At 50.1% G+C, this 21,687-nt stretch carries 16 protein-coding genes; 11 read left to right on the top strand and 5 right to left on the bottom strand.

Going from position 1 to position 21,687, the window contains the following annotated elements; all coding sequences use genetic code 11:
* Window positions 1-15 precede the first annotated feature (15 nt).
* A complete protein-coding gene (locus EL633_RS08895) occupies window positions 16-432 on the bottom strand; it encodes a Fur family transcriptional regulator (RefSeq protein ID WP_126626839.1) in 417 nt (138 codons plus the stop codon).
* Between the two features lie 625 nt (window positions 433-1,057).
* Here EL633_RS08895 and EL633_RS08890 point away from each other — a divergent pair.
* From EL633_RS08890 to EL633_RS08870, 5 genes are all read left to right on the top strand, one after another.
* Complete coding sequence (locus tag EL633_RS08890; RefSeq protein ID WP_126626838.1) at window positions 1,058-3,712, top strand: DUF11 domain-containing protein; 2,655 nt, start codon at window positions 1,058-1,060, stop codon at window positions 3,710-3,712.
* 192 nt (window positions 3,713-3,904) lie between these two features.
* Window positions 3,905-4,540 carry a class F sortase gene (locus EL633_RS08885; RefSeq protein WP_161982047.1) on the top strand — a complete coding sequence of 212 codons (636 nt, stop codon included), beginning with the start codon at window positions 3,905-3,907 and terminating at the stop codon, window positions 4,538-4,540.
* A 546-nt stretch (window positions 4,541-5,086) separates the two neighbouring features.
* Window positions 5,087-8,044, top strand: coding sequence for a beta strand repeat-containing protein (locus tag EL633_RS08880; RefSeq protein ID WP_161982046.1), 2,958 nt, complete (start codon window positions 5,087-5,089; stop codon window positions 8,042-8,044).
* A 93-nt stretch (window positions 8,045-8,137) separates the two neighbouring features.
* Entirely contained in the window at window positions 8,138-8,944 is an 807-nt protein-coding gene (locus tag EL633_RS08875) for a class F sortase (RefSeq protein ID WP_126626835.1), read from the top strand.
* A 167-nt stretch (window positions 8,945-9,111) separates the two neighbouring features.
* The gene (locus EL633_RS08870) at window positions 9,112-10,017 is read left to right on the top strand and encodes a DUF4118 domain-containing protein (RefSeq protein WP_126626834.1); all 906 of its coding nucleotides are present in this window, start codon (window positions 9,112-9,114) and stop codon (window positions 10,015-10,017) included.
* Between the two features lie 219 nt (window positions 10,018-10,236).
* Here EL633_RS08870 and EL633_RS08865 read toward each other — a convergent pair whose 3' ends face one another.
* Together EL633_RS08865 and EL633_RS08860 are read right to left on the bottom strand one after the other, a co-directional pair.
* The gene (locus EL633_RS08865; protein WP_126626833.1) at window positions 10,237-11,025 is read right to left on the bottom strand and encodes a response regulator transcription factor; all 789 of its coding nucleotides are present in this window, start codon (window positions 11,023-11,025) and stop codon (window positions 10,237-10,239) included.
* Between the two features lie 90 nt (window positions 11,026-11,115).
* Window positions 11,116-12,498: an ATP-binding protein gene (locus EL633_RS08860; protein WP_161982045.1), complete on the bottom strand. Its 1,383-nt coding sequence runs from the start codon at window positions 12,496-12,498 to the stop codon at window positions 11,116-11,118.
* A gap of 466 nt (window positions 12,499-12,964) precedes the next feature.
* Here EL633_RS08860 and EL633_RS36520 point away from each other — a divergent pair, with 466 nt between their 5' ends.
* Window positions 12,965-13,129 (top strand): hypothetical protein, encoded by a 165-nt coding sequence (locus tag EL633_RS36520; protein WP_161982044.1) that lies wholly within the window; start codon window positions 12,965-12,967, stop codon window positions 13,127-13,129.
* A gap of 453 nt (window positions 13,130-13,582) precedes the next feature.
* Here EL633_RS36520 and EL633_RS08855 read toward each other — a convergent pair whose 3' ends face one another.
* On the bottom strand, window positions 13,583-14,248 hold the full coding sequence (locus EL633_RS08855) for a transaldolase family protein (RefSeq protein WP_126626831.1): 666 nt from the start codon (window positions 14,246-14,248) through the stop codon (window positions 13,583-13,585).
* Window position 14,249: 1 nt separating this feature from the next.
* Between EL633_RS08855 and EL633_RS08850 the strand changes: the two genes are divergently transcribed.
* From EL633_RS08850 to EL633_RS08835, 4 genes are all read left to right on the top strand, one after another.
* Window positions 14,250-15,272 carry a methyltransferase gene (locus tag EL633_RS08850; RefSeq protein WP_126626830.1) on the top strand — a complete coding sequence of 341 codons (1,023 nt, stop codon included), beginning with the start codon at window positions 14,250-14,252 and terminating at the stop codon, window positions 15,270-15,272.
* A gap of 443 nt (window positions 15,273-15,715) precedes the next feature.
* Window positions 15,716-16,639, top strand: coding sequence for a DMT family transporter (locus EL633_RS08845; protein WP_161982043.1), 924 nt, complete (start codon window positions 15,716-15,718; stop codon window positions 16,637-16,639).
* 32 nt (window positions 16,640-16,671) lie between these two features.
* A complete protein-coding gene (locus EL633_RS08840; RefSeq protein WP_126626828.1) occupies window positions 16,672-17,607 on the top strand; it encodes an alpha/beta fold hydrolase in 936 nt (311 codons plus the stop codon).
* Between the two features lie 111 nt (window positions 17,608-17,718).
* A complete protein-coding gene (locus EL633_RS08835) occupies window positions 17,719-19,332 on the top strand; it encodes an amidohydrolase (protein WP_126626827.1) in 1,614 nt (537 codons plus the stop codon).
* 119 nt (window positions 19,333-19,451) lie between these two features.
* Here the strand turns inward: EL633_RS08835 and EL633_RS08830 are convergent, their stop codons facing one another.
* Window positions 19,452-20,120 carry a hypothetical protein gene (locus EL633_RS08830; protein WP_126626826.1) on the bottom strand — a complete coding sequence of 223 codons (669 nt, stop codon included), beginning with the start codon at window positions 20,118-20,120 and terminating at the stop codon, window positions 19,452-19,454.
* A 720-nt stretch (window positions 20,121-20,840) separates the two neighbouring features.
* Between EL633_RS08830 and EL633_RS08825 the strand changes: the two genes are divergently transcribed.
* Entirely contained in the window at window positions 20,841-21,611 is a 771-nt protein-coding gene (locus EL633_RS08825; RefSeq protein WP_126626825.1) for a sulfite exporter TauE/SafE family protein, read from the top strand.
* Window positions 21,612-21,687 lie beyond the last annotated feature (76 nt).

Here is a 21,687-nt window from a genome sequence, read left to right as displayed (position 1 = left end):
TTAACTACCTATAATCTACACGTGTTCGTGCTGTAATTGGGTGTGCTTTTGACTGCATGCTGGACAACGTCCGTAGAGTCGTAACTCATGTGAAGTTAGCTCGATGCCTGTTGCCCGGGCGGCATTCTCAAGCATCTCCTGTGTCAAGGGAATATTGATCGGCACATCTAAGAGCGCCCCACAATCAGTGCAAATAGCGTGATCATGCCGCGATATATGTCCATCATAGCGACAGGTATCGTCGCTATGTCTCAGTTCCTTTATATACTCTTGCTCAACCAGACTATGGAGAATACGATACACACTGGCCAGCCCGATCTGTGGCCGCACCACCTTCACTGCATCATATACCTCGGAAGCCGTTGGATGATTAGTAGCAGCCCGTACCATCTCCAGTACCGCCTGCGCATTCGCATTCAACTTCTCCTTCATAGCCTTGCCTCCTCTATATTAGGTTGTCCTAATAATGATAATCATTATCACTTTTTCTGACATCGGAACTATACCATCTGGATCACTTTGTGTCAAGCTATCTTTAAATCTTGAATATTATTCATTTTTGTGCTTATACCTCTGCAAAAAATAAGAACTGTATAGAAATATATACTATGTGTGGATTGTACTCTAAATAAATCTTTTTTGGAGACCGTCTGTATACTTGATTTGAACCTAGCATGATGGGTAGCTGCTTTATGGGTATAAATGGCAGTGTAATTGGGTATATGGGACTTCGTGCTAGTCATCACTTTCTTTGGTAATCGTATAGTGGAAGAAGGGTTTCTTAGTGATGCATCAAAATCCTTGTGTTAGAAAACATCTAACCATAAACTCGTTTATGCGAGCATTTCTTTTTTGCTTACTACTTGTAGGTAGTCAGCTTTCAGTATTTGCTGGCTTGTTTGCCACTGCCCAGGCCGTTGGCTATTCTCATGGTAGAGGCATGATTCATTCATTACCACAGCCTCAATTGAGTAGAACACACACCCAATTGAGTAGAACACACACCCAATTGAGTAAAACACACACCCAATTGAGTAAAACACAAACTAAAGCGGGCATGACAAGATCTCAGGCTGGCAAGAAAAAAGTTGTTCCAGCTATTCGTGCTCAGGAATCGCCAACTGTCACAGTTGGTTCGGTAACTCCAAGTCCCGTTCCTGCTGGACTTGATATGAGTATCAGTAAAGTTGCGTCGGGTTCTACTTTTGCCGTTGGTCAAACGGTAACTTATACCCTGACGATCTCTTCAAAGACTACTTCTAGTTCGATTCCGAATGGTACACTAATTAATGTTAATGATTTGCTCCCGCTTGGTTTTATCAATGTTACTGCGAGTAGTGGGAGTGATTGGAGTGTTAGTTCTTCTGGGAGTACGAGCCCTTCATTTATCACGGCAAGCTATAGTGGTGCTTACCCTATTGCTCCTGGCACTGTATTACAGCCGATCACCATTACAGGTACTCTGACTGCTAATGCTGGTGCTAATTTGACCAACAATGCATCCTTGATTGTTCCCAATGATGTGAATCTTAATGACAATGCGTCGTTTTCTACCATCATGGTAGGTTCGGGCGGATTGGCCACCCCATCGCCGACAGTGGTAGCCACTCCATCGCTAACAGTAGTAGTCACTCCATCACCAACAGCGAGAGTGGAAACATCACCAACGGCGATAGCGGAAACCTCGCCAACGGCCACGAGTACTCCGGTAGTTAAACCGCAGTTGTTTATCGCCAAGTCGCATCTTGGTGGTAGTAATACATTTAGTGTGGGACAGTCCATCACCTATATGTTGAGCATCACTAACCTGCCTGGTTCGGCGCCTGAGAGCCAGCCGATCACGTTGCTTGATATGATGCCACTGGGATTAACCAATGTGACGGTGACAGGCTTGAACTGGACCGTGAGTGTGGTCAACACGACGAGCCCGAGCGCCATGCTGGCGACGTATACAGGCACCTATCCAGTAGCTCCGGGAGCCAATCTCCCTCCCCTTATGATCACGGGTGTCTTTACCAGTGATGCGGTGCCAACGTATACCAATACAGCGGTGGTCAGTTCGGCTGACGATCCGAGCCCGAGCCTCAATAGCAGCTATGATACCGTGACGGTTATCCCGGGAGATGTCACTCCAACCGTGGTGCCATCACCGACAGCGGAGACCTCACCGACAGTGGTACCATCGCCAACGCCATCGGTGACAAGCACAGCAGTGCCATCACCAACGCCATCGGTGACAAGCACAGCAGTGCCATCACCAACGCCATCGGTGACAAGTACTCCCGTGGTTTCGCCGACGGCATCGGCCACGAGTACTCCGGTAGTTAAACCGCAGTTGTTCATCTCCAAGTCGCATCTTGGTGGTAGTAATACGTTCAGTGTGGGACAGTCCATCACCTATATGTTGAGCGTCACTAACCTGCCTGGTTCGGCGCCTGAGAGCCAGACAATCAGGGTCTTTGATATGCTCCCATTGGGAGTAACCAATGTGACGGTGACCGGCTTGAACTGGACCATAAGTGTGGTCAACACGACGAGCCCGACCGCTATTATGGCGATGTATGCAGGCACCTATCCGGTGGCTCCAGGAGCCAATCTTCCTCCCCTTATGATCACGGGTGTCTTTACCAGTGATGCGGTGCCAACGTATACCAATACAACGGTGGTCAGTTCAGCTGACGATCCGAGCCCAAGCCTCAATAGCAGCTATGATACTGTGACAGTTATCCCGGGAGTTGCTTTAACGGGTACGCCGAGAGTCCAGAATACACCCTCCGCGACGGAGACCCCGGTTGGAACGGGCGATGGTACGCCGGTTGGAACAGGTAACGGCACGCCAGTTGGAACAGGCGATGGTACGCCGGTTGGAACAGGTAACGGTACGCCGCCGGTTGGAACAGGTAATGGTGGTCCTGACTTGCAGATTATCAAGAGTGCCGTGAAGGGTGATCAGTATGAGGTTGGTGATAAGGTGACCTTCTTTATTGCGATCACCAATGTCGGCAAAGCTGATGGGATGAGCGCTCCAAATACTGTCGGGGTGAGTGCTCCGAACAATCCTGGCGTGACCGTTGATCCGGGGAATGCGACCAATCCCAATACCTCTGGTGTGACAATTAGCTCTACTAATGATACCCCGGTCAGCACTGCTGGCAACGCGAGTATCGTCAGTAAAGGTGAAGGAGTCACTGATAGCGCGACGATCTCGGATCCCAGTACAATTACGGTACAGGATGTCATTCCGTTGGGCGCGAGCCATGTGCATGCCTATGGAACGAACTGGACCTTTAGTATCAGCGACAAAACCAGTCCGACGGTGATTGATGCGCACTATACCGGCACCGATCCTCTGGGACCCAATCAAACGTTGCCAGTGATCACGATCACTGCGGAATTGACGGATGATGCGGTACCTTCGCTGACGGACACCGCCACCGTCGATGTCCCGGGTGATGTGAATACAGATAATAACACGGCGGCATTTACGGTCTATGTTCAGGGTGAGGAGCAGAACAATAATAGCGATCATCAAAACAATGATCATCAAAACAATGATCATCACAACAACAACAACGAGATCAACAACAACAACAATAACAGTAGTAACAACGAGAATGTCCAGCATTCTTCGGAACATCAGAACCATCAGCAGCAGCACCATCACTATCCTGGTCTGCCTCTGACAGGATCTGATCCAGGAAGTAGCAAGTAGGGTTGATCTTCATAGTGTGTCAATGTGGCATGAAAGAGAGTTGTCTGGCAGCATGAGATTGTGTTTCCCTGGCATGCCTCTCTTGATTAGTCCACTGGATATGTCAAGCGTCATCACTCCTGGTTTTCCAGGAGTGATGACGTGTTGTTCTTTTCTATTTATGTGTAAGCCATGCAAAGGAGTGGATATACAATGCATACAAGGCAGCGTTATTGGTTCGGATTGGCCCTTCTGTTTGTACTGCTGAGTATTGGGCTGGGGATTTGGGCATGGAGCAGTATTATTTCTATGCAAAAAACGGTGGATCAGCATGCGGTGAATAAAGCAGTTTCTTCTCCTGTGGTGGTTTCTCCTACTCCGAAACATACTATTAATATTTCTGCTGGCGCCCATCTAGTCATTCCCGCGATTGGGGTTGATGCTCCCGTTGAACTGGTGGGAAAGAATCCTGATGGACTGATGGATGTGCCAACCAAAAATCGTTGGGAAGGGGTCGGCTGGTATAAAGAAGGTCCAGTGCCGGGTCAAGCAGGTTCGGCGGTAATTGATGGACATTTAGATCGTCCTGGTGGGGCTCCCGCTGTCTTCTGGCGGTTGCGGGATCTGCATGTCGGTGATGTGGTTTCGGTGAAGGAGAAGGCTGGCCGGACACTGCGTTTTAAAGTCACGAAAGTTGCGAGCTATAAACCCGATGAGGCACCGATTGAGCAGATCTTTGGTCAGAAGCAAGGCACCTTCCTGAATCTGATTACCTGTGCTGGCATATGGATTCCAGCGGAGCATCAAACGACGGAACGCCTGGTGGTCTATACAAAACTGGTCCCCTGATAGGATTTTTTTGCATATAGTTTATCCATTTATAGCGCACTTTTACGGCATAATCTTCTTTCATCCTGCTTTGATGGGTGAAGGAAGATTTTTTTGTATTGATAGGTATTTGTTGGTCGTCGTGGTTATACTTGATCTGTATCGAGACTTGCACCTTCATACTTTGAATACAGTTAAATCAGCACAAAAACTGCTTTTCAAGAGCACGCCTTTCCTGAGTGACTTCGTGCTAGTCATCACTTTCTTTGGTAATCAGTATAGTGGAAGAAGGGTTTCTTAGTGATGCATCAAAATCCTTGTGTTAGAAAGCATCTAACCATAAACTCGTTTATACGAGCATTCCTTTTTTGCTTACTACTTGTAGGTAGTCAGCTTTCAGTATTTGCTGGCTTATTTGCCAGTGCCCAGGCGGTGGGTTATTCTCATGGTAGAGGTGTAGTTCATTCATTACCTCATACTCAACAAATAGCCACAAAGCCTCAATTGGCAACCACAGGGACCCGCTCAGAAATAGCAAAATCCCGGCTAGCTATGACAAAGGTTAAGTTGGGAAAGACACAGCCCCAATTGGCAACCAAAAATTTTCGGGATAGTAAGAAGAAAGATGTTCTGAAGACAAACCATCAACATGGATCAAGAACGTCCCTCTCGAAAAAGCTGCCAGCGGCCAAAAAGGCCCTTGACCCACCAAATCTTTCTATCAGTAAGACCGCGTCAGGCTCCAATTTCAGTGTTGGTGATACTGTGACGTATACTCTGCTGGTGACTGTAGCTCCGACCTCAGATCCAATTGCATTGGGTACACCAATCAGTGTTAATGATGTGCTTCCATTGGGCTTCGACTCTGTGTCGGTGAGTAGTGGTAGTGATTGGATTACCAATTCTTCTTCGGTAACGAGCCCCTCATTGATCACGGCAAGCTATAATGGTGCTTATCCTATTGCTCCTGGCACAACATTAGGTGCGATTACTATCGTGGGGACGCTAAATGTAAATGCAGCTTCTCCTTTGACAAATACCTCTAACGTGATTATTGCTGGCAACGTCAATCCTGATCCAACATCCAGCGCCGTAATCACAATTGGCCAGCCTGGATCGGTAACTCCCTCGCCAACGGCCGTCACGTCACCAACAGCTACGACGGTGACATCGCCGACCGCGACAGCGGAAACCTCGCCAACAGCGACAGCGGAAACCTCGCCAACAGCGACAGCGGAAACCTCGCCAACAGCGACAGCGGTGCCATCGCCAACAACAACAGCGGTGCCATCGCCAACAGCGACAGCGGTGCCATCGCCAACAACAACAGCAGTACCATCGCCAACAGCGACAGCGGTGCCATCGCCAACGGCAACAACAGTACCATCGCCAACGGCAACAGCGGAAACCTCGCCAACAGCGACGGCGGAAACCTCGCCAACGGCCACGAGTACTCCGGTAGTTAAACCGCAGTTGTTTATTGCCAAGTTGCATCTTGGCGGCGCGAATACATTTAGTGTGGGACAGTCCATCACCTATATGTTGAGCGTCACTAACCTGCCTGGTTCGGCGCCTGAGAGCCAGACAATCAGGGTCTTTGATGTGCTCCCACTGGGATTAACCAATGTGACAGCCACGGGCCTGAACTGGGCCATGAGTGTGGTCAACACGACGAGCCCGACATCCATTATTGCGACGTATACAGGCACCTATCCAGTAGCTCCTGGAGCCAATCTCCCTCCCCTTATGATCACGGGTGTCTTTACCAGTGATGCGATGCCAACGTATACCAATACAGCGGTGGTTAGTTCGGCTGACGATCCGAGCCCGAGCCTCAATAGCAGCTATGATACCGTGACAGTTATCCCGGGAGATATCACTCCAACCGTGGTACCATCACCGACAGCGGAGACCTCACCGACAGTGGTACCATCGCCAACGCCATCGGTGACAAGCACAGCAGTGCCATCTCCAACAGCGTCGGTGACAAGCACAGCAGTACCATCTCCAACGCCATCGGTGACAAGTACTCCCGTGGTTTCGCCGACGGCATCGGCCACGAGTACTCCGGTAGTTAAACCGCAGTTGTTCATCGCCAAGTTGCACCTTGGTGGTAGTAATACATTTAGTGTGGGACAGTCCATCACCTATATGTTGAGCGTCACTAACCTGCCTGGTTCGGCGCCTGAGAGCCAGCCGATCAGGGTCTTTGATATGCTCCCACTGGGAGTAACCAATGTGACGGTGACAGGCTTGAACTGGACCGTGAGTGTGGTCAACACGACGAGCCCGAGCGCCATAATGGCGCTATATACAGGCACCTATCCAGTAGCTCCGGGAGCCAATCTCCCTCCCCTTATGATCACGGGTGTCTTTACCAGTGATGCGGTGCCAACGTATACCAATACAACGGTGGTCAGTTCAGCTGATGATCCGAGCCCGAGCCTCAATAGCAGCTATGATACCGTGACAGTTATCCCGGGAGTTGCTTTAACGGGTACGCCGAGAGTCCAGAATACACCCTCCGCGACGGAGACCCCGGTTGGAACGGGCGATGGTACGCCGGTTGGAACAGGTAACGGCACGCCGACGGTTGGAACGGGCGATGGTACGCCGGTTGGAACAGGTAACGGTACGCCAGTTGGAACGGGTGACGGTACGCCGGTTGGAACAGGTAACGGTGGTCCTGACTTGCAAATTATCAAGGGTGCCGTGAAGGGTGATCAGTATGAGGTTGGTGATAAGGTGACCTTCTTTATTGCGATCACCAATGTCGGCAAAGCTGATGGGATGAGCGCTCCAAATACTGTCGGGGTGAGTGCTCCAAATACTGCTGGGGTGAGCGCTCCGAACAATCCTGACGTGACCGTTGATCCGGGGAATGCGACCAATCCCAATACCTCGGGCGTGACGATTAGCTCTACTAATGATACCCCGGTCAGCACTGCTGGCAACGCGAGTATCGTCAGTAAAGGTGAAGGAGTCACTGATAGCGCGACGATCTCGGATCCCAGTACAATTACGGTACAGGATGTCATTCCGTTGGGCGCGAGCCATGTGCATGCCTATGGAACGAACTGGACCTTTAGTATCAGCGACAAAACCAGTCCGACGGTGATTGATGCGCACTATACCGGCACTGATCCTCTGGGACCCAATCAAACGTTGCCAGTGATCACGATCACTGCGGAATTGACGGATGATGCGGTACCTTCGCTGACGGACACCGCCACCGTCGATGTCCCGGGTGATGTGAATACAGATAATAACACGGCGGCATTTACGGTCTATGCCCACGGTGAGGAACAGAACAACAATAGCGATCATCAGAATAATGATCATCAAAACAATGATCACCAGAACACTGATCATCACAACAACAACAACGAAGTCAACAATAACAACAACAACAGTAGTAACAACGAGAATGTCCAGCATTCTTCGGAACATCAGAATCATCAGCAGCAGCACCATCACTATCCAGGCCTGCCTCTGACGGGATCTGATCCAGGAAGTAGCAGGTAGTTGCTATGTCAATCGCCATCACCCCTGATTGTCCAGGGGTGATGGCATTATCACATTGAATGGCTATGCGTTGTTAAAAGGAGCGGTTCTTTGATGCAACCTTTTTGGAGGCGACAATCTTTGCAAGCATTACTGGCCAGGCCAGGTGCTATTTTTGCGGTAGCATTATTACTCTTGCTACTCGGAGTACTTGTTGGCTGGGGATGGCGTAGCCGGTTCACTGTTTCTGCCCTGGTTGAACAGGCCACACATCCCAATGTCATCTTCACTCCCAGTTCAACTCACATCGCTCGGCCGGTAAAAAATGATGGTACCAACAATCAAATCTCCACTAATTTCGATCAAAAAGTTGCTCAGGTGGCGGCCCAGAATTCGGCCATGGGTCCAGTGCTGAAGGAGCCAGACCATACGTTGATCACGCCCACATTAGGTATTGATCCCAGGATGCTGGCTTTACATTTTGATACAGGTGCTCATTTGCAGATTCCAAAAATTGGTGTGGATGCTCCTATTGAAACGGTTGGTGTTAATTCCACTGGCCACATGGACGTTCCCGGCCTGCATGGTCAGGATGGTGTTGGCTGGTTTTTTAATGGTCCTCGCCCTGGCGATACTGGCAGCGCTATCATTGATGGTTTTGCCATTCATCCCAACGGTACCCCTGCTATCTTTAGCCGACTGGCCGCGCTACATGTAGGCGACGTCGTTCTGGTGGTAAATTCAAACGCCGTTGTACAGCATTTCCGTGTCCTGAGCATGCAATCCTATCAACCAGGTGCAGTCCCCAACTTCAACATTTTCAGAGATCAGAGTGGTCCATATCTCAACCTCGTCACCTGCAACGATCCAACTGGTCTCCAAACACAAGCAATCATCCTGGTCCATACCATTCTCACGTAATTTACGGTATAAACCAAAAAGACGACATTTAGAATTCGCAATATTTTTGAGCAAGTTTTGAGGACTAGACTGTACTTATTGAGGCATCATTGACGTATTTAATTGTATGTTAGTTGATGAAACATCAAATATTAGCGTAATCCCATCGATACTTAGCGAGGTGACCTATGCAACAGATCGAACGTATTCCACCCGCGCATATTGGACTGAGGAAAAACTGGCAATATTATGTCTATGATACTTTGCTTGCCATTGTGGTTTCCTTAATGATCACGGGCGTTATTTATTTTTCACACCTGTATCCGCGTATTTCTGACATTATCATGCTCCAGCTGATCTGGATCATTGTGCTGGCAATCTGGCGTAGTCGCTATGCAGCGATCGTTGCTTCGCTGGTAGCGTTCCTCTCCTTTAACTATTTTCTCTTGCCACCGCTTTATAGCCTCTGGCTGGATGATCCTGCGCAGTGGGTGACATTGCTGGTATTCCTGATTACCGCGGTCGTTACCAGCGGCCTCGCAGGCTCGGCCCGAAAGCGCGAGGAACAGGAGCGCGAGAATGAGCACGAATTGCGCATCCTTTATGAGTTGATCCGCGTCTATAACACGACCGACGATTTTGATGCCCAGTTAGATATCATTGCGTTATCTACCTTGCGCGTCTTTTCCGCACTGGGCGTGCGCGAGTGCGTCATTCTGATGCCAGATCAGGATGGTAAAATACAGTCTATGGCTGATGCTCCCATTCGGGTTGATAAGTTTGTTCCGAATGCTGAAGAGTTGCGCCGGGCAAGTACTGTATTTGCCACCGGTAACCGTTCTATCATGTTAGATGAAACAGTGCCGCATGCCCTGGTACATTTCATTCCCTTGAAATCTGCTAACCGTATATTGTGTGTCCTCTATTTACGTGTAGTAAATGGCGTGCCCTGGTTGGAAGATCAAGAGGCAATGCAGAAGGCGCTGGTCGAAGAATCCTCACAGGCCGAGTTTTTCTGGACCTTTATTGAGCAGATCTGCTCCTTAGTTGAGCGTTCTCTATTACGTGAAAAGCTCATCTCCTCAGGATCCTGATGGCCCTGACACCAACCCGGGGAGTGCAGGCTCCCATATAATATATGGCACACTCAATGTGCATTCATATGAATGCACTCAGTAAACTTATATGGTGGTGAAAAAAATGGGCCGCAGCCCATTTTTTTCACCACCATATAAAACGCACTCGTTCCCGTCAGGGAACGAGTGCAGGCATCTGGCACTTTCCCTTAAACAATTGGACAATTGATTATCGCTTCAAGCCACAAAGCGATAACCTACTCCCCACACTGTCACAATTTTTTCACCTAGCGCGCCCAGTTTTTTGCGTAGTCGCGTCATGTGGGTATCGACAGTGCGGTCGAAGCCATCATAATTGTAGCCCCACAATTCCTGTAGCAAGAACTCGCGACTGAATGCTCTGCCAGGATTTTTGACGAGTAGTATCAACAGTTCGTATTCTTTGGGGGTCAGATCTATTTTTCTTTGCTCGATCATGACGGTATGTTCGGCGATCGATATATGCAGGCTACCCCTGATAATTGGTGGCGGAACCGCCAGCGCAGATTCCAGCGTGACCTGTTTTCCGTGTGCATATATGGTGGTCTGTGTGGACGTTCCTGTGGAAGTATTACCAGTAATGGTGGCGGCCATTTCATTATCATGGTTGGCCTGTTTATCCAGATCGATACGCCGCAGCATGGCCCGTACCCGTGCGGTCAGTTCGCGCACACTAAACGGTTTGCTGATATAGTCGTCGGCCCCCACCTCCAGACCAAGGATGCGGTCCACCTCATCGGTCCTGGCGGTCAGCATAATGATCGGGACCAGATACTTCTCGCGTACGTTCCGGCAGACCGTCAGGCCATCTAGTTCGGGCAACATCCAATCCAGGATAATCAGATGTAATGGTTGTTGCTGCTCTACAATATGTAACGCTGTCCGCCCGTCAAACGCTTGATACACTTGATGTCCCTGGCCCTCAAGTTCATGGCAGATTAAATTACATATATCCAGCTCGTCCTCAACAACGAGTATCCTTGCCATTATTCTATCCTTATCCTATTCTCTGCTGTGATCATGCTATCTTTAATCTCTAGTGTACCTGGATAGCCTCGCTTATTCAATCCTGTTTGATTAAGCAGCCTTGAGGTGGATATGGAAGGAACTGCCTTCGCCTGGCACACTCTTGACGACAATGGTGCCGCCCATGGCGGTAACAAAGTCATGGACAATGGATAATCCAAGGCCGAAGCCGCCAGAGCTACGGGTACGTGAGCTATCGGTGCGATAGAAGCGTTCAAAGATCTGCTCTTGTTCTTCTGGCTCGATGCCTATGCCTGTATCGGCTACCGTAATCATGACATCCTGGCTGCTCATCACTTCCAGACTGATGGCGACGATGCCGCCATCGGGTGTGTAGGTAATGGCGTTACGCACAAGGTTTAATAGTACCTGACGCAAGCGCTGACTATCGGCCATTATCCCTGGTGCTTGCGCTGGCAGTTCTTTCACCAGGCTGATCTGTCGTTCGCGCCGGGCCAGTGGCATCATAGCCTGATAGACTTCTTCAATAATCGCTCCGGCATCAATCCTTTCGATACGCAGGCTAAGTTCGTGGCTATCGTTGCGTGCCAATGAGAGCAGATCTTCGACCATTGTTCCTAGTCGTAGCGTTTCCCGGTGAGCGATCTGGAGATACGTGTGCAGTGTCTCCGGATCTTCTTCGCTGGATAAGAGTAAGGCCTCTAGATGTCCTCTAATACTGGCGACGGGGGTACGCAGATCGTGTGAGACGTTCATAATAAGTTCGCGCCTGCTTTGCTCTGCCTGTTCCGCCCTGGTGCGCTCAAGTTCCGCGATCGCTGTAACTTCCGCCAGTCGTATGGCATTCTGATTCATACCCAGCATGGTTTGCGCGAAATGACCCCAGAGGATGGCCAGGCCATTGATGATATTAATTGGAAGTAGAGCCAATCCACCGGCCGTGATTATGCGTGGCAGATTACGTCGTATCACCACTCCGTTCAGATTGTTGTCAGATGCGACAATCACATAGAGTAGAACGAATGGAGACACCAGGAATGTAATGATGCTGGAGCAAAGACAGAGAAGCAGGCAAAGTACGAGTGAGATCAGCGTAATTACAAACGAGAAGATGCCAAACGGAAATTTAAGGAAGAGATATGCCAGACTCTTCCAGGTTCCCGCGCGCCGTATGTGGATCAAGAAACGTTGTAGACGTGTCGCGTGCGTCGGAAATGGAGCAGCCATCGGTGCGATCTGAATGTTAAGTAATTTACTGGATAGCATACGTTCAAAGGCAGCCACCCGCCATATGCCAGCCGTAAAAAGCATAATCAATGGAATACCAATCAACAATATATTCAGTGTTGTTAGCACTACTCCAATCAGCACTAACACAAAATACAGGATACCCAATGGCAATGCCAGCATATGATATCCAATATTTCTATATAACTGCGTTCCCTTATCCTGGCTATACTCTATTTGCATCATCTTCCGACCTCGTATAGGACTATCAATAATAGATAATGATGAAAAAGTTTGCCACGACATTATCTATGATGCATAGCATAGCGTAAAGTTGTTACGATTGTATGTCTGAATTGTGACGGTAACTGTTGGCGGCCGATGCGCTCACACCCATTGGGCCGTTCCCCTGCCCCAGTTCACATATGCAATGTCCTTTCAAACCATAATCGTGTTGAGGCGAGCACATTGCAGCGTGTCCGGCCTCTGGTTTGTGCCTGTGCGTACGTGGGACAGGTCGCAGGGACAAGCCCTGCCGCTACTGTGTTTTTTTTCTCTTTTTACATTTCATGGCATGTTTTTTTATTGGTGTGCGCATAAATGTAAAGAAGCCTGAAGGTGTGTTTTGCACACACCTTTCAGGCTTTCTTGTTTCCTCCACCCCAGGTCAACATCTTCCCCCATGAGAAATCATGAATGGGATTTTTCCCCTATGCCGCCGCACATGCCACATCACTACCGCCACACATATACCATGACCACCACCACACGCGCCCCCGTCAACACCGCCACACATAACCGCCACCAGCGCTATAATCCCATGCATGAATATTTACTGGTACAACCAGATGAGAAGTTGGTTCCATCCTCCCCGTAACCATACGTTTTTGTTCCTATCCCCATGGCCACTTCACCGCCACAAAAACGTGATTGAATCTCTCCCATTATCAGGCTCCGCTTGCATTTACCCTACCCTGCCAACCGTTCCCATTCCTACAAGTAAGCTGATACCTCTCCCTGTGCTTCCACCACTTTATCCGTCCTTGCCAACACTACCCTGCCACCTGACCACCTGCAAGAACGTTTCAACCTTATCATCCCTACCATCAGTCCATTCTTGCCCTCTCCCCCATTGCCACCCGAACCTGTACAAGAATGGCGAACCCGCTACCTCCACCCTGTTCCATCACCACCCACATCCACCGTGGTCTCGTTTCTCTATCTGTCTACATGGGTAAATATAACATGTTCTCATGACTATGCCATGAATTGAAGTTCTTTTATGCTGAAAGAATGTTCATAAAACAAGAAAAGCTGGTCGCGAATTATATTACAAATTTTTCATCTTCTGAGAATCCCGTTCAAAACGTGTAATCGCCTCCTCTGTTTCTGGATCTGTCGTCATTTCTAGCAGGATTGCTGGTGGGACAGTGAGATCATGGGCGCCGCTGAGTAATGCTTCGGCCGCTTCGGCGGTAGATTTGATACTGGAGGCCATGATACGAGTCGTTGTCTCCTGATTGGCGATAATTCGAGCCATCTGTTTGATACGCTCACTGGGATCTACTCCGCTGCGCCGCATACGATTATAGTATGGGATGATGTAGTCGGCTCCGAGCGTGGCTGCGATATAGGCCTGGGAGACTGTGGTGACGGCTGTGAAGGCGATATGATGGCCTTCGGCGTGTAGTCGTCGGGCTACGCGGACACCTGTCTTGCACATCGGGATTTTGGGTAGTATTCTCTCTTCATCGATTTGTAGATAGGCTAACGCTTCGCGATAGGCTTGCTCCTCATTGGCAAGCGAGGGTTGGAGAAAGATGGTACCGTTGATGCGTTGTAAGATGTGAGCGATCACTTCTTCTACGCTGGCCTTTTGTCCTCGCTGATGTGCATCTAAGAGCAGGGTCGGGTTGGTGGTTACTCCTGCGACTGGTACTGTTTGTGCTACGGCTGTGATATCATTCAGGTAAGCACTATCAATATAGAGGGCCATAATGATGCTCCAATCTCAATTATTAGCTAATTTTGTACAATTTGATGCGACGGATCATATGCTGATGCTGAATTCGGCGGCTGATCCTCTGGTGACTCTGGCGCGGCAACGTTTGACGACAGGCACGTTACTTCTAGCAGAAGATAATGTTGCGACCCTGGGAGCGCTTGAGTCGGACTCCTCCTCTGCTGTGGTGGTTGATCATACGGCGTTTCATGACTATATATTACATCATCCGGGCGAGACAATACATGTGGCGGCTATGAATCTATTGTATCAGCCGGGAAATGTCTGGATGCTGTATGCTTTGCGTATCGCGGCTTATGCTTTGAAGCCGGGTGGTCGGCTCTATGTGGTAGGCGCGAAGGATCGTGGTATTCTGACGGTGGCGAAGCGCTTGCAAGAACTGTTCGGAAATGTGGAGACGCTAACGATTCAGAAGGGCCACCGTGTCCTGTGTGCGACGAAACAGGGCGCATTTCCGCTGACAGCTTTTCCTGATACAGCATTGCGCATTTTCGCGGATAGTAAATTGGACGAGGGCACTCAACTTTTGCTATCGGCCCTAACTGTACAATCCAGCGATCGCTGTCTGGACATTGGCTGTGGGGCTGGCTATATCGGACTGCACATGGCTAAACTGGCGGTACAGGGGCACGTTACAATGGTAGATGCCAGTCTGGCGGCGGTGGATGCCAGCCAACAGGCAGTGACACAGGCCAACCTGACAAACGTACAGGTGTTGCCCAGCGACGGAGCACAGGCAGTACTCGATCAACAATTTGACCTGGTCGCCACCAATCCACCTTTCCATCAAGGAGGCATTCAAACATTAGAGATCGCCCAGCGCTTCATTCGCCAGGCCGCCCAGATCCTGATGCCCTCAGGACGCCTTTACCTGGTCGCCAATCGCTTTTTAAAATATGAACCAACCCTACAAACTCATTTTCAACACATCCAAGAGGTCGCCGGCAACACACGCTATAAAGTGCTCCTTGCCACCAAACCCCTCACCAAAAAATAAGCCAGAACACGGAAAGCGCAGCATCCCAGGAAAAAGCAAGGCTACAGGGAGCGTGGCATCTCAGCCGTAGTTTAGAATATCGCCAAAGATCCCCTTTCCCCTAAACCGGAAAGAACGAGGGCACAGGGAGCGCGGCATCTTAGCCATAGTTTGGAATATCGCCAAAGATCCCCTTTCCCCTAAACCGGAAAGAGCGAGGGTGCAGGGAGCGCAGCGTCCCTGCCGGGGTCTGGGGTGTCCCCAAAATTTCCCCTCCCCCTCTCCCCCGCCGCAGGCGGGAGGCCAAAAAACCAGCGGTTTAAACACACATCCCGATCATGTAAAATGCGAAAAGTAGTTTTGTGCGGTACAATGTGACGGACAGGCGTATTCGCGACAAAACCCATACTACTTTTCGTCATGTAACTACTAAACGAACTTGAAACCTGGTAAGGAGTCCCATTTTGCCTATCTCCTCGCTGCACACATCCCCCACCTCATCGCGTCATACCTTTTCCTGGCTGCTCTTAATTGGAGCAAATGTCGTATGGGCTACCAGCTATGTGGCTGCCAAATATGCGCTGTCAGCTATGTCCCTACCGTTGATGCTTGCGCTACGTATGTGTCTATCTGGCCTGGTGTTGTTGCCCTTTGTGCTGGCCAGACGAGGCTCGCTGCATTTGACGCGGCGCGATATTCCACAATTACTCTTGCTTTCCCTGGTTGGTTTTGTGGTCAATAAAATGCTGGAATACGGAGGGCTGTCGCTGACCACAGCCTCAGATGTGGCGCTCCTGATTACCGGGGAATCAATTTTTACCGCGGCCTTATCCTGGATAGTCTTACGGGAACGTGTGACTGGCCGTGCTATTCTGGCCCTGCTCATTGGCTTTGTGGGCGTCTACCTGATTGTGGAACGGAGCATTATCCCCAATATTCCCGCGGACGGGGGTCGCTGGCGTATCATTGGTGATCTGGTGGTTGTGGCGGCGCTACTGGTGGAGGCGTTCTATACTATTCGTGGGAAGGCGCTACTGACAAAACATTCGCCCCTGTTGATTACATCCGCCTCTATTGTAGGAAGTATGATCTTCTGGCTACCGGTGGCGGGCTGGGAATTCGCCTCATCAGGCTGGCGCATGCCTGGTCCGCTGGGCTGGTTCAGTGTGCTCTGGCTGGCTGTTATGTGTACCAGCGTGGCCTATCTGGCCTGGTTTCAGGGACTTGTAAAAGTCAATGCTTCTAAGGCCGCTTCGACCCTGTTTATTCAACCATTACTGGGACCCTTACTTGGCGTGTTGCTGTTACATGAAGAGCTGACACCCTATACCATCTTTGGCGGTATGCTCATTATCGTCAGCGTCTACTTAATTTCTAAACAGGAATAAGATGATATATTGAGAGAGAGGTATGTTTGTTTATGCTAGAACCTCATAGCTCCTTTGTTGATGCGGACGAGGTCCGTCTTCACTATCTTGAGTGGGATCCTGAGTATATTTCTCAGTTGGGTACTGCTGCTACCCTTGCGCCTGATGAAAATATGGATAATATTCCTGTGGTGCTCTTGCATGGTCTGGCGGCTACGGCTGATACCTGGCGTTTGACGGCTGAGGCTCTCTATCCACGGCATTTGTCGCTGGCCTTTGATCTGCGTGGCCATGGTTTAAGTGATCAACCGGTCGATGGTTATGATCTTGTGACGATTGCTGAAGATATTATCAGTGGTATGGCGAAACTAGGTCTGGGACAGGTGGCGGTAGTAGGACATGGTTGGGGAGCGCGTGTGGCGTTGGTGCTGGCCGCTCGCCATCCCGCCCTGGTGAGTCATCTGGTGCTGGTGGATTGTCCGCATGTGGAGCCGCGCCACTGGCCGGGCATGACCCGTGAGCGCTTCATTCGCGAGAAGGTTTCGGCGGATAGCTATCCTTCACGGCAGGAGTACTCACAGGCGTTGCGTAAAGAGTTAGTTTTTAACTGGAGTCCTGAGGTGGAGGCGATTGTACAGACGTATGTGCAAGAGCAGCCCGATGGCACTGTCCGTGAGCGATTGTCGCCGGAACATCAGCGCGCGATCCGTGCTTCTCTATGGGAAGATCGGGCGTTGCTGTATTATGGCAAGTTGAGCTGTCCCGTGCTGCTGGTTCCGGCTGCGAGTCGGCCTCTGCCAGGTGAGGAACCACCGGAGCGCCTGGAGCACGCGGACGAGTTCGCGGCGGCTAAAGGCCAGATGGCGGCCCAGGTGGCGCGAGCCATTCAACGCTGTTCGGTTCTTTGGATGCCGGATACCGCGCATGATATTCAGTTGCAGCGTCCACGTGTGCTGGCTGATGCGATTGCGCGCTTCTTGCAGGAATAAAAAGAACTGACTGAGGTAGTGGCATCTTTTCTGATAGAGATGCTACTAGCATATGTTCGCTGGCACATGCGTAAGGGTGTGCTGGCTTGATGATAGAAAGTGAGTTGCTTGATGAGTACGGTACTTTACCTGAATGGCAACATCTATACGATGGATGCGCATGTACCACATGCACAGGCACTGGCGATTGATGTCGGTAGCGGTCGAATTCTGGCGGTGGGCTCGAATGATGAGGTGCGTCGTGTAGGAGGTCAGCATGCTGAACTGGTAGATCTCCATGGACGAACTATGGTGCCTGGCTTTATTGATGCCCATATCCATCTTTTAGAGACTGCCTATCGTTCACAGCGCGTAGATGCGGCCGCATGTACCAGTGAGGATCAAGTAGCTGATCTGGTGCGGGAGCGTGCCAGTACCACTCCTGTTGGTCACTGGATCCAGGGCAGCCATTGGGATCGTAATGTCTGGACGGACAGCAATTTTCCTACGCGTGCCTCGCTTGATGCTGCGGCCCCTGAGCATCCTGTTGCTCTCTCAAGTAAGGATGGCCATCTGCTCTGGGTGAATTCACGGGCGCTGGAACTGGCCCATATCAATGCTGAAACTTCTGATCCGGCTACTGGCGCGATTTTACGCGCTGGCAATGGCGAACCAACCGGCGTATTACAGGAGGCAGATGCGACAAAGCTGGTCTTTGATGTGATCACGCGTCCTGATCCTGTGGTTAGTCGCCGCTTGCTGGAGCAAGAACTGGCAAAGTTGCAGAGCCGTGGTATTACGACGATCCACGATATCGAGGGTGAACTCTCACTGGATATTTTTCGTCAATTACGGGACGAGCAGAAGCTGGGCGTGCGTGTACAAATGATTATGCCGCGTCAGATGCTGTCCCAACTTTCAGGCCTGGGTATTAATAATGCTGAGAACGACCTGCTGCGGGTTGGGGGTATTAAGATCTTTGCCGATGGCACCCTGGGATCCCAGACCGCGGCCATGCTGGATAGTTTTGAGGGGAGTCCTGGCAATCGTGGCATCCTGGCTATTCCTGAGCACGAGATGATGGAGACGGTGCGTGCCGCCAGTGAGCAGGATCTGATGATCGCTATTCACGCTATCGGCGATCGGGCCGCACGGGTGGCTCTGAACTCTATTGAGCAGGCTCAACGTGCTCGTTTGCGTAAGAGCGATCATGCCACACCGCTCAAAAATCTCCGCTATCGTCTGGAACATGTACAGCTGATTACCTCGGAAGATCTGACCAGGATGAGACGCATGGGGGTGATCGCCTCGATTCAGCCTTTCCATGCGGTGGCTGACCGCGATATCGCCGAACGCTACTGGGGTCGGCGCTCTCGTCGGGCCTATGCTTATCGCACCATGCACGACATGGGGATTCCGATCGCGCTGGGATCAGACGCGCCGGTCGAGACATATGATCCTTTAAGTATTATCTATGCCGCTACGATCCGTCGAGATCCTGCTACGAAGCGTCCACCCTGGCTGCCCGATCAGGCACTCTCAATTGTGAGCGCCCTGGGAGGCTACACACTGGGGGCCGCCTATGCTGGCGCTGAAGAGCAACGCAAAGGTTCCCTGACCGTTGGTAAACTCGGAGATGCTGTGATTCTACGTGATGATATTCTACGCGTCGATCAAAGACACCTCTTCGAAAATGGTGTCCAGGCTACCATCCTTGGTGGCAATATCGTTTATGGATCCGTTTAACAGTACATCTCTGTGAGCACTGAAGGTTCCATTATTTAGAAGGTCCCATGGATTCGGCTGATGTATACTCGCCGAATCTATGGCACCTATCTAAGTAATAGTGACGCAATCCGGGCCGTTTAGTTTGTGGATGAGGCTGGAGCGGCTGCCAGGAAGCCAACGAAGCCATGAGCATCATAGACATAATTTGGTGCCGCGGTCGGCGTAGGCTGTGGAAGATCAGCGGTGACGGTCGCGGTGGCGACCGTTGGATTGGTGCCTATCGTTCCATCCCATGCACGCTGGTATGACAGATTTTCCCAGACGATTTTTTGGGCGGTTGTACTATTCAATGTGCAACTGGCAACCTGCTCGTCCGGGGTGACCTTGCCGTATTTATCGGTAACGGGAGCCTTGAATACGATTTTGACTGAATTGAGCTGCTTGATGCTGGCGTTCCAGATGGCCCGCTGCATCGTAAAGCAATCATGCTTTACCTGATCGCGGCCTTTTAAGACATCACTCAATTTATACAGGCTCTCCGTGATTTCGGCTTTGCCGGCTGTATATTTTGTGTTGATGCTACCAGACAAATTGGCGAAGGCGTTACTGGTCTGGGCTAACTGACGCACCTGTTCCGCTGGCGGGAGATTCGCCATTGGGGTATTATCCGCTTTAGCGGTATCGGCTGTCCCTTGTCCACCACCCAGCGATGAAATATTGTCTGGTATGATAATAGCCACTGTGATTAATGCGCCAAGGAGAAAAACGATCACAAGTAATAAAATATATTTAACTTTTTGCGGCAAGAACAACATCCTTTCTGAGGTCATAGAACCCACGTAACTTAATTTTCTCGCACACTCTTGATTATATTTGTTTTGGATGCATAGGTATATTTAAAAATATCAAAATAGCAATATCAAGATGAGTTAGTATATCCCATAAGATTTTACAGTTTGATACTATCTTCTAGGACAAGAAACTACAACCTTGTATTACTTTTTTCTTATTCTATACCTTTTTGTGATAGTTGTCATCTTTAAAGCGAGCTTATTTACTGATAAACCGGTGTGCAGTTTTCACTTTTGCTGGATGTGTTATTTTACGCACACTCGGGCGCTTCAGCGCCCAACTTTACTTCATGAGTGTGTTGTTGTCACAAACCGGGCAGGGCCCGGTTTGTGACAACAACACACTCATGAAGAGGTATGCTCTGATGGGATGTTGAGAAATGTGCCAGAGAGTGTCTGATTCCTATGGAGTCTATGGTTCGCCGAGCGTTGTTTTCGCGCCTCTGGCGCTCCAACGGTTTTACGTGTGCTAGCAAAAAATGAGCTTTGCTCATTTTTTGCTAGCACACGTAAAAGAAGCCTGGGCCCTTCAGGGCCCGAGTGCGGCTGGCTACACGCTCCCCGAGCAGAGTAGAAAACAAACTCAAACGGGATGTTTGGGAATGTGCCCGGACCGGGTGTTATACTTGACAATAATATAGGCATTGTTTTCAGATGATCTAAAGGTGTTTTTTTATGTCTTTTTCAAATATCATACTTCTGTTCCTGGCGGCGGTGTTAGGGGGAACGCTTAACTCGGTTGCTGGCGGTGGAAGTTTCTTTACTTTTCCTGCATTGATTTTTGGGGGTGTGCCACCTATTCCTGCTAATGCGACCAGTACGGTGGCGCTCTGGCCTGGTTCGATTGCGGGGGCGAGTGCATACCGTCGTGAGTTGGCGGCTATTGATCGGCGCTTGATGATTGTACTGGTGATTACCAGTCTGGTTGGCGGTATTCTTGGGGCGATTTTGCTGCTGATTACGCCTCAGGCGATTTTTACGACCTTGCTTCCTTATTTGTTGTTAATTGCGACCCTGCTCTTCACGTTTAGTGGTCCGGTGACAAAGCGTTTGCGGGTGCGCAATGTTGGGAAGTCCTCGTTGACGGCGAGACATTTAATTGGTATCTCGGTGGCCCAGTTTATTATCGCCGTTTATGGCGGGTATTTTGGTGGTGGCATCGGTATTCTTATGCTGGCAACGCTGGCCTTAATGGGCCTGGAGAACATCCATGTGATGAATGGCTTGAAGACGGTGCTGGCGGCCTGTATCAATGGTGTGGCGGTGATTACTTTTGTGGTGGCGGGCGCAGTTTTCTGGCCTGAGGCGATTGTGATGGTCATCGGAGCTATTATCGGGGGCTACGGTGGAGCTTACTACGCCCGCAAAGTGGATCCGCGCTGGATTCGTGTGTTTGTGATTGTGGTTGGCTTTGCGATGACCGTCTACTTCTTCATTAAAGGTTAAGCATGCACCGATTTTTATAGTTGTTCCGTGATTGAGTTATGTGTTGTTTTTTATATAGGCTTGTCTTGCTATGGAA

Origin of the sequence: Dictyobacter alpinus, assembly GCF_003967575.1 — a bacterium.
GTDB classification, from domain to species: Bacteria; Chloroflexota; Ktedonobacteria; order Ktedonobacterales; family Ktedonobacteraceae; genus Dictyobacter; species Dictyobacter alpinus.
Note: the sequence above shows the minus strand (reverse complement) of the source record. Positions and strands in the feature narration are given on the sequence as shown.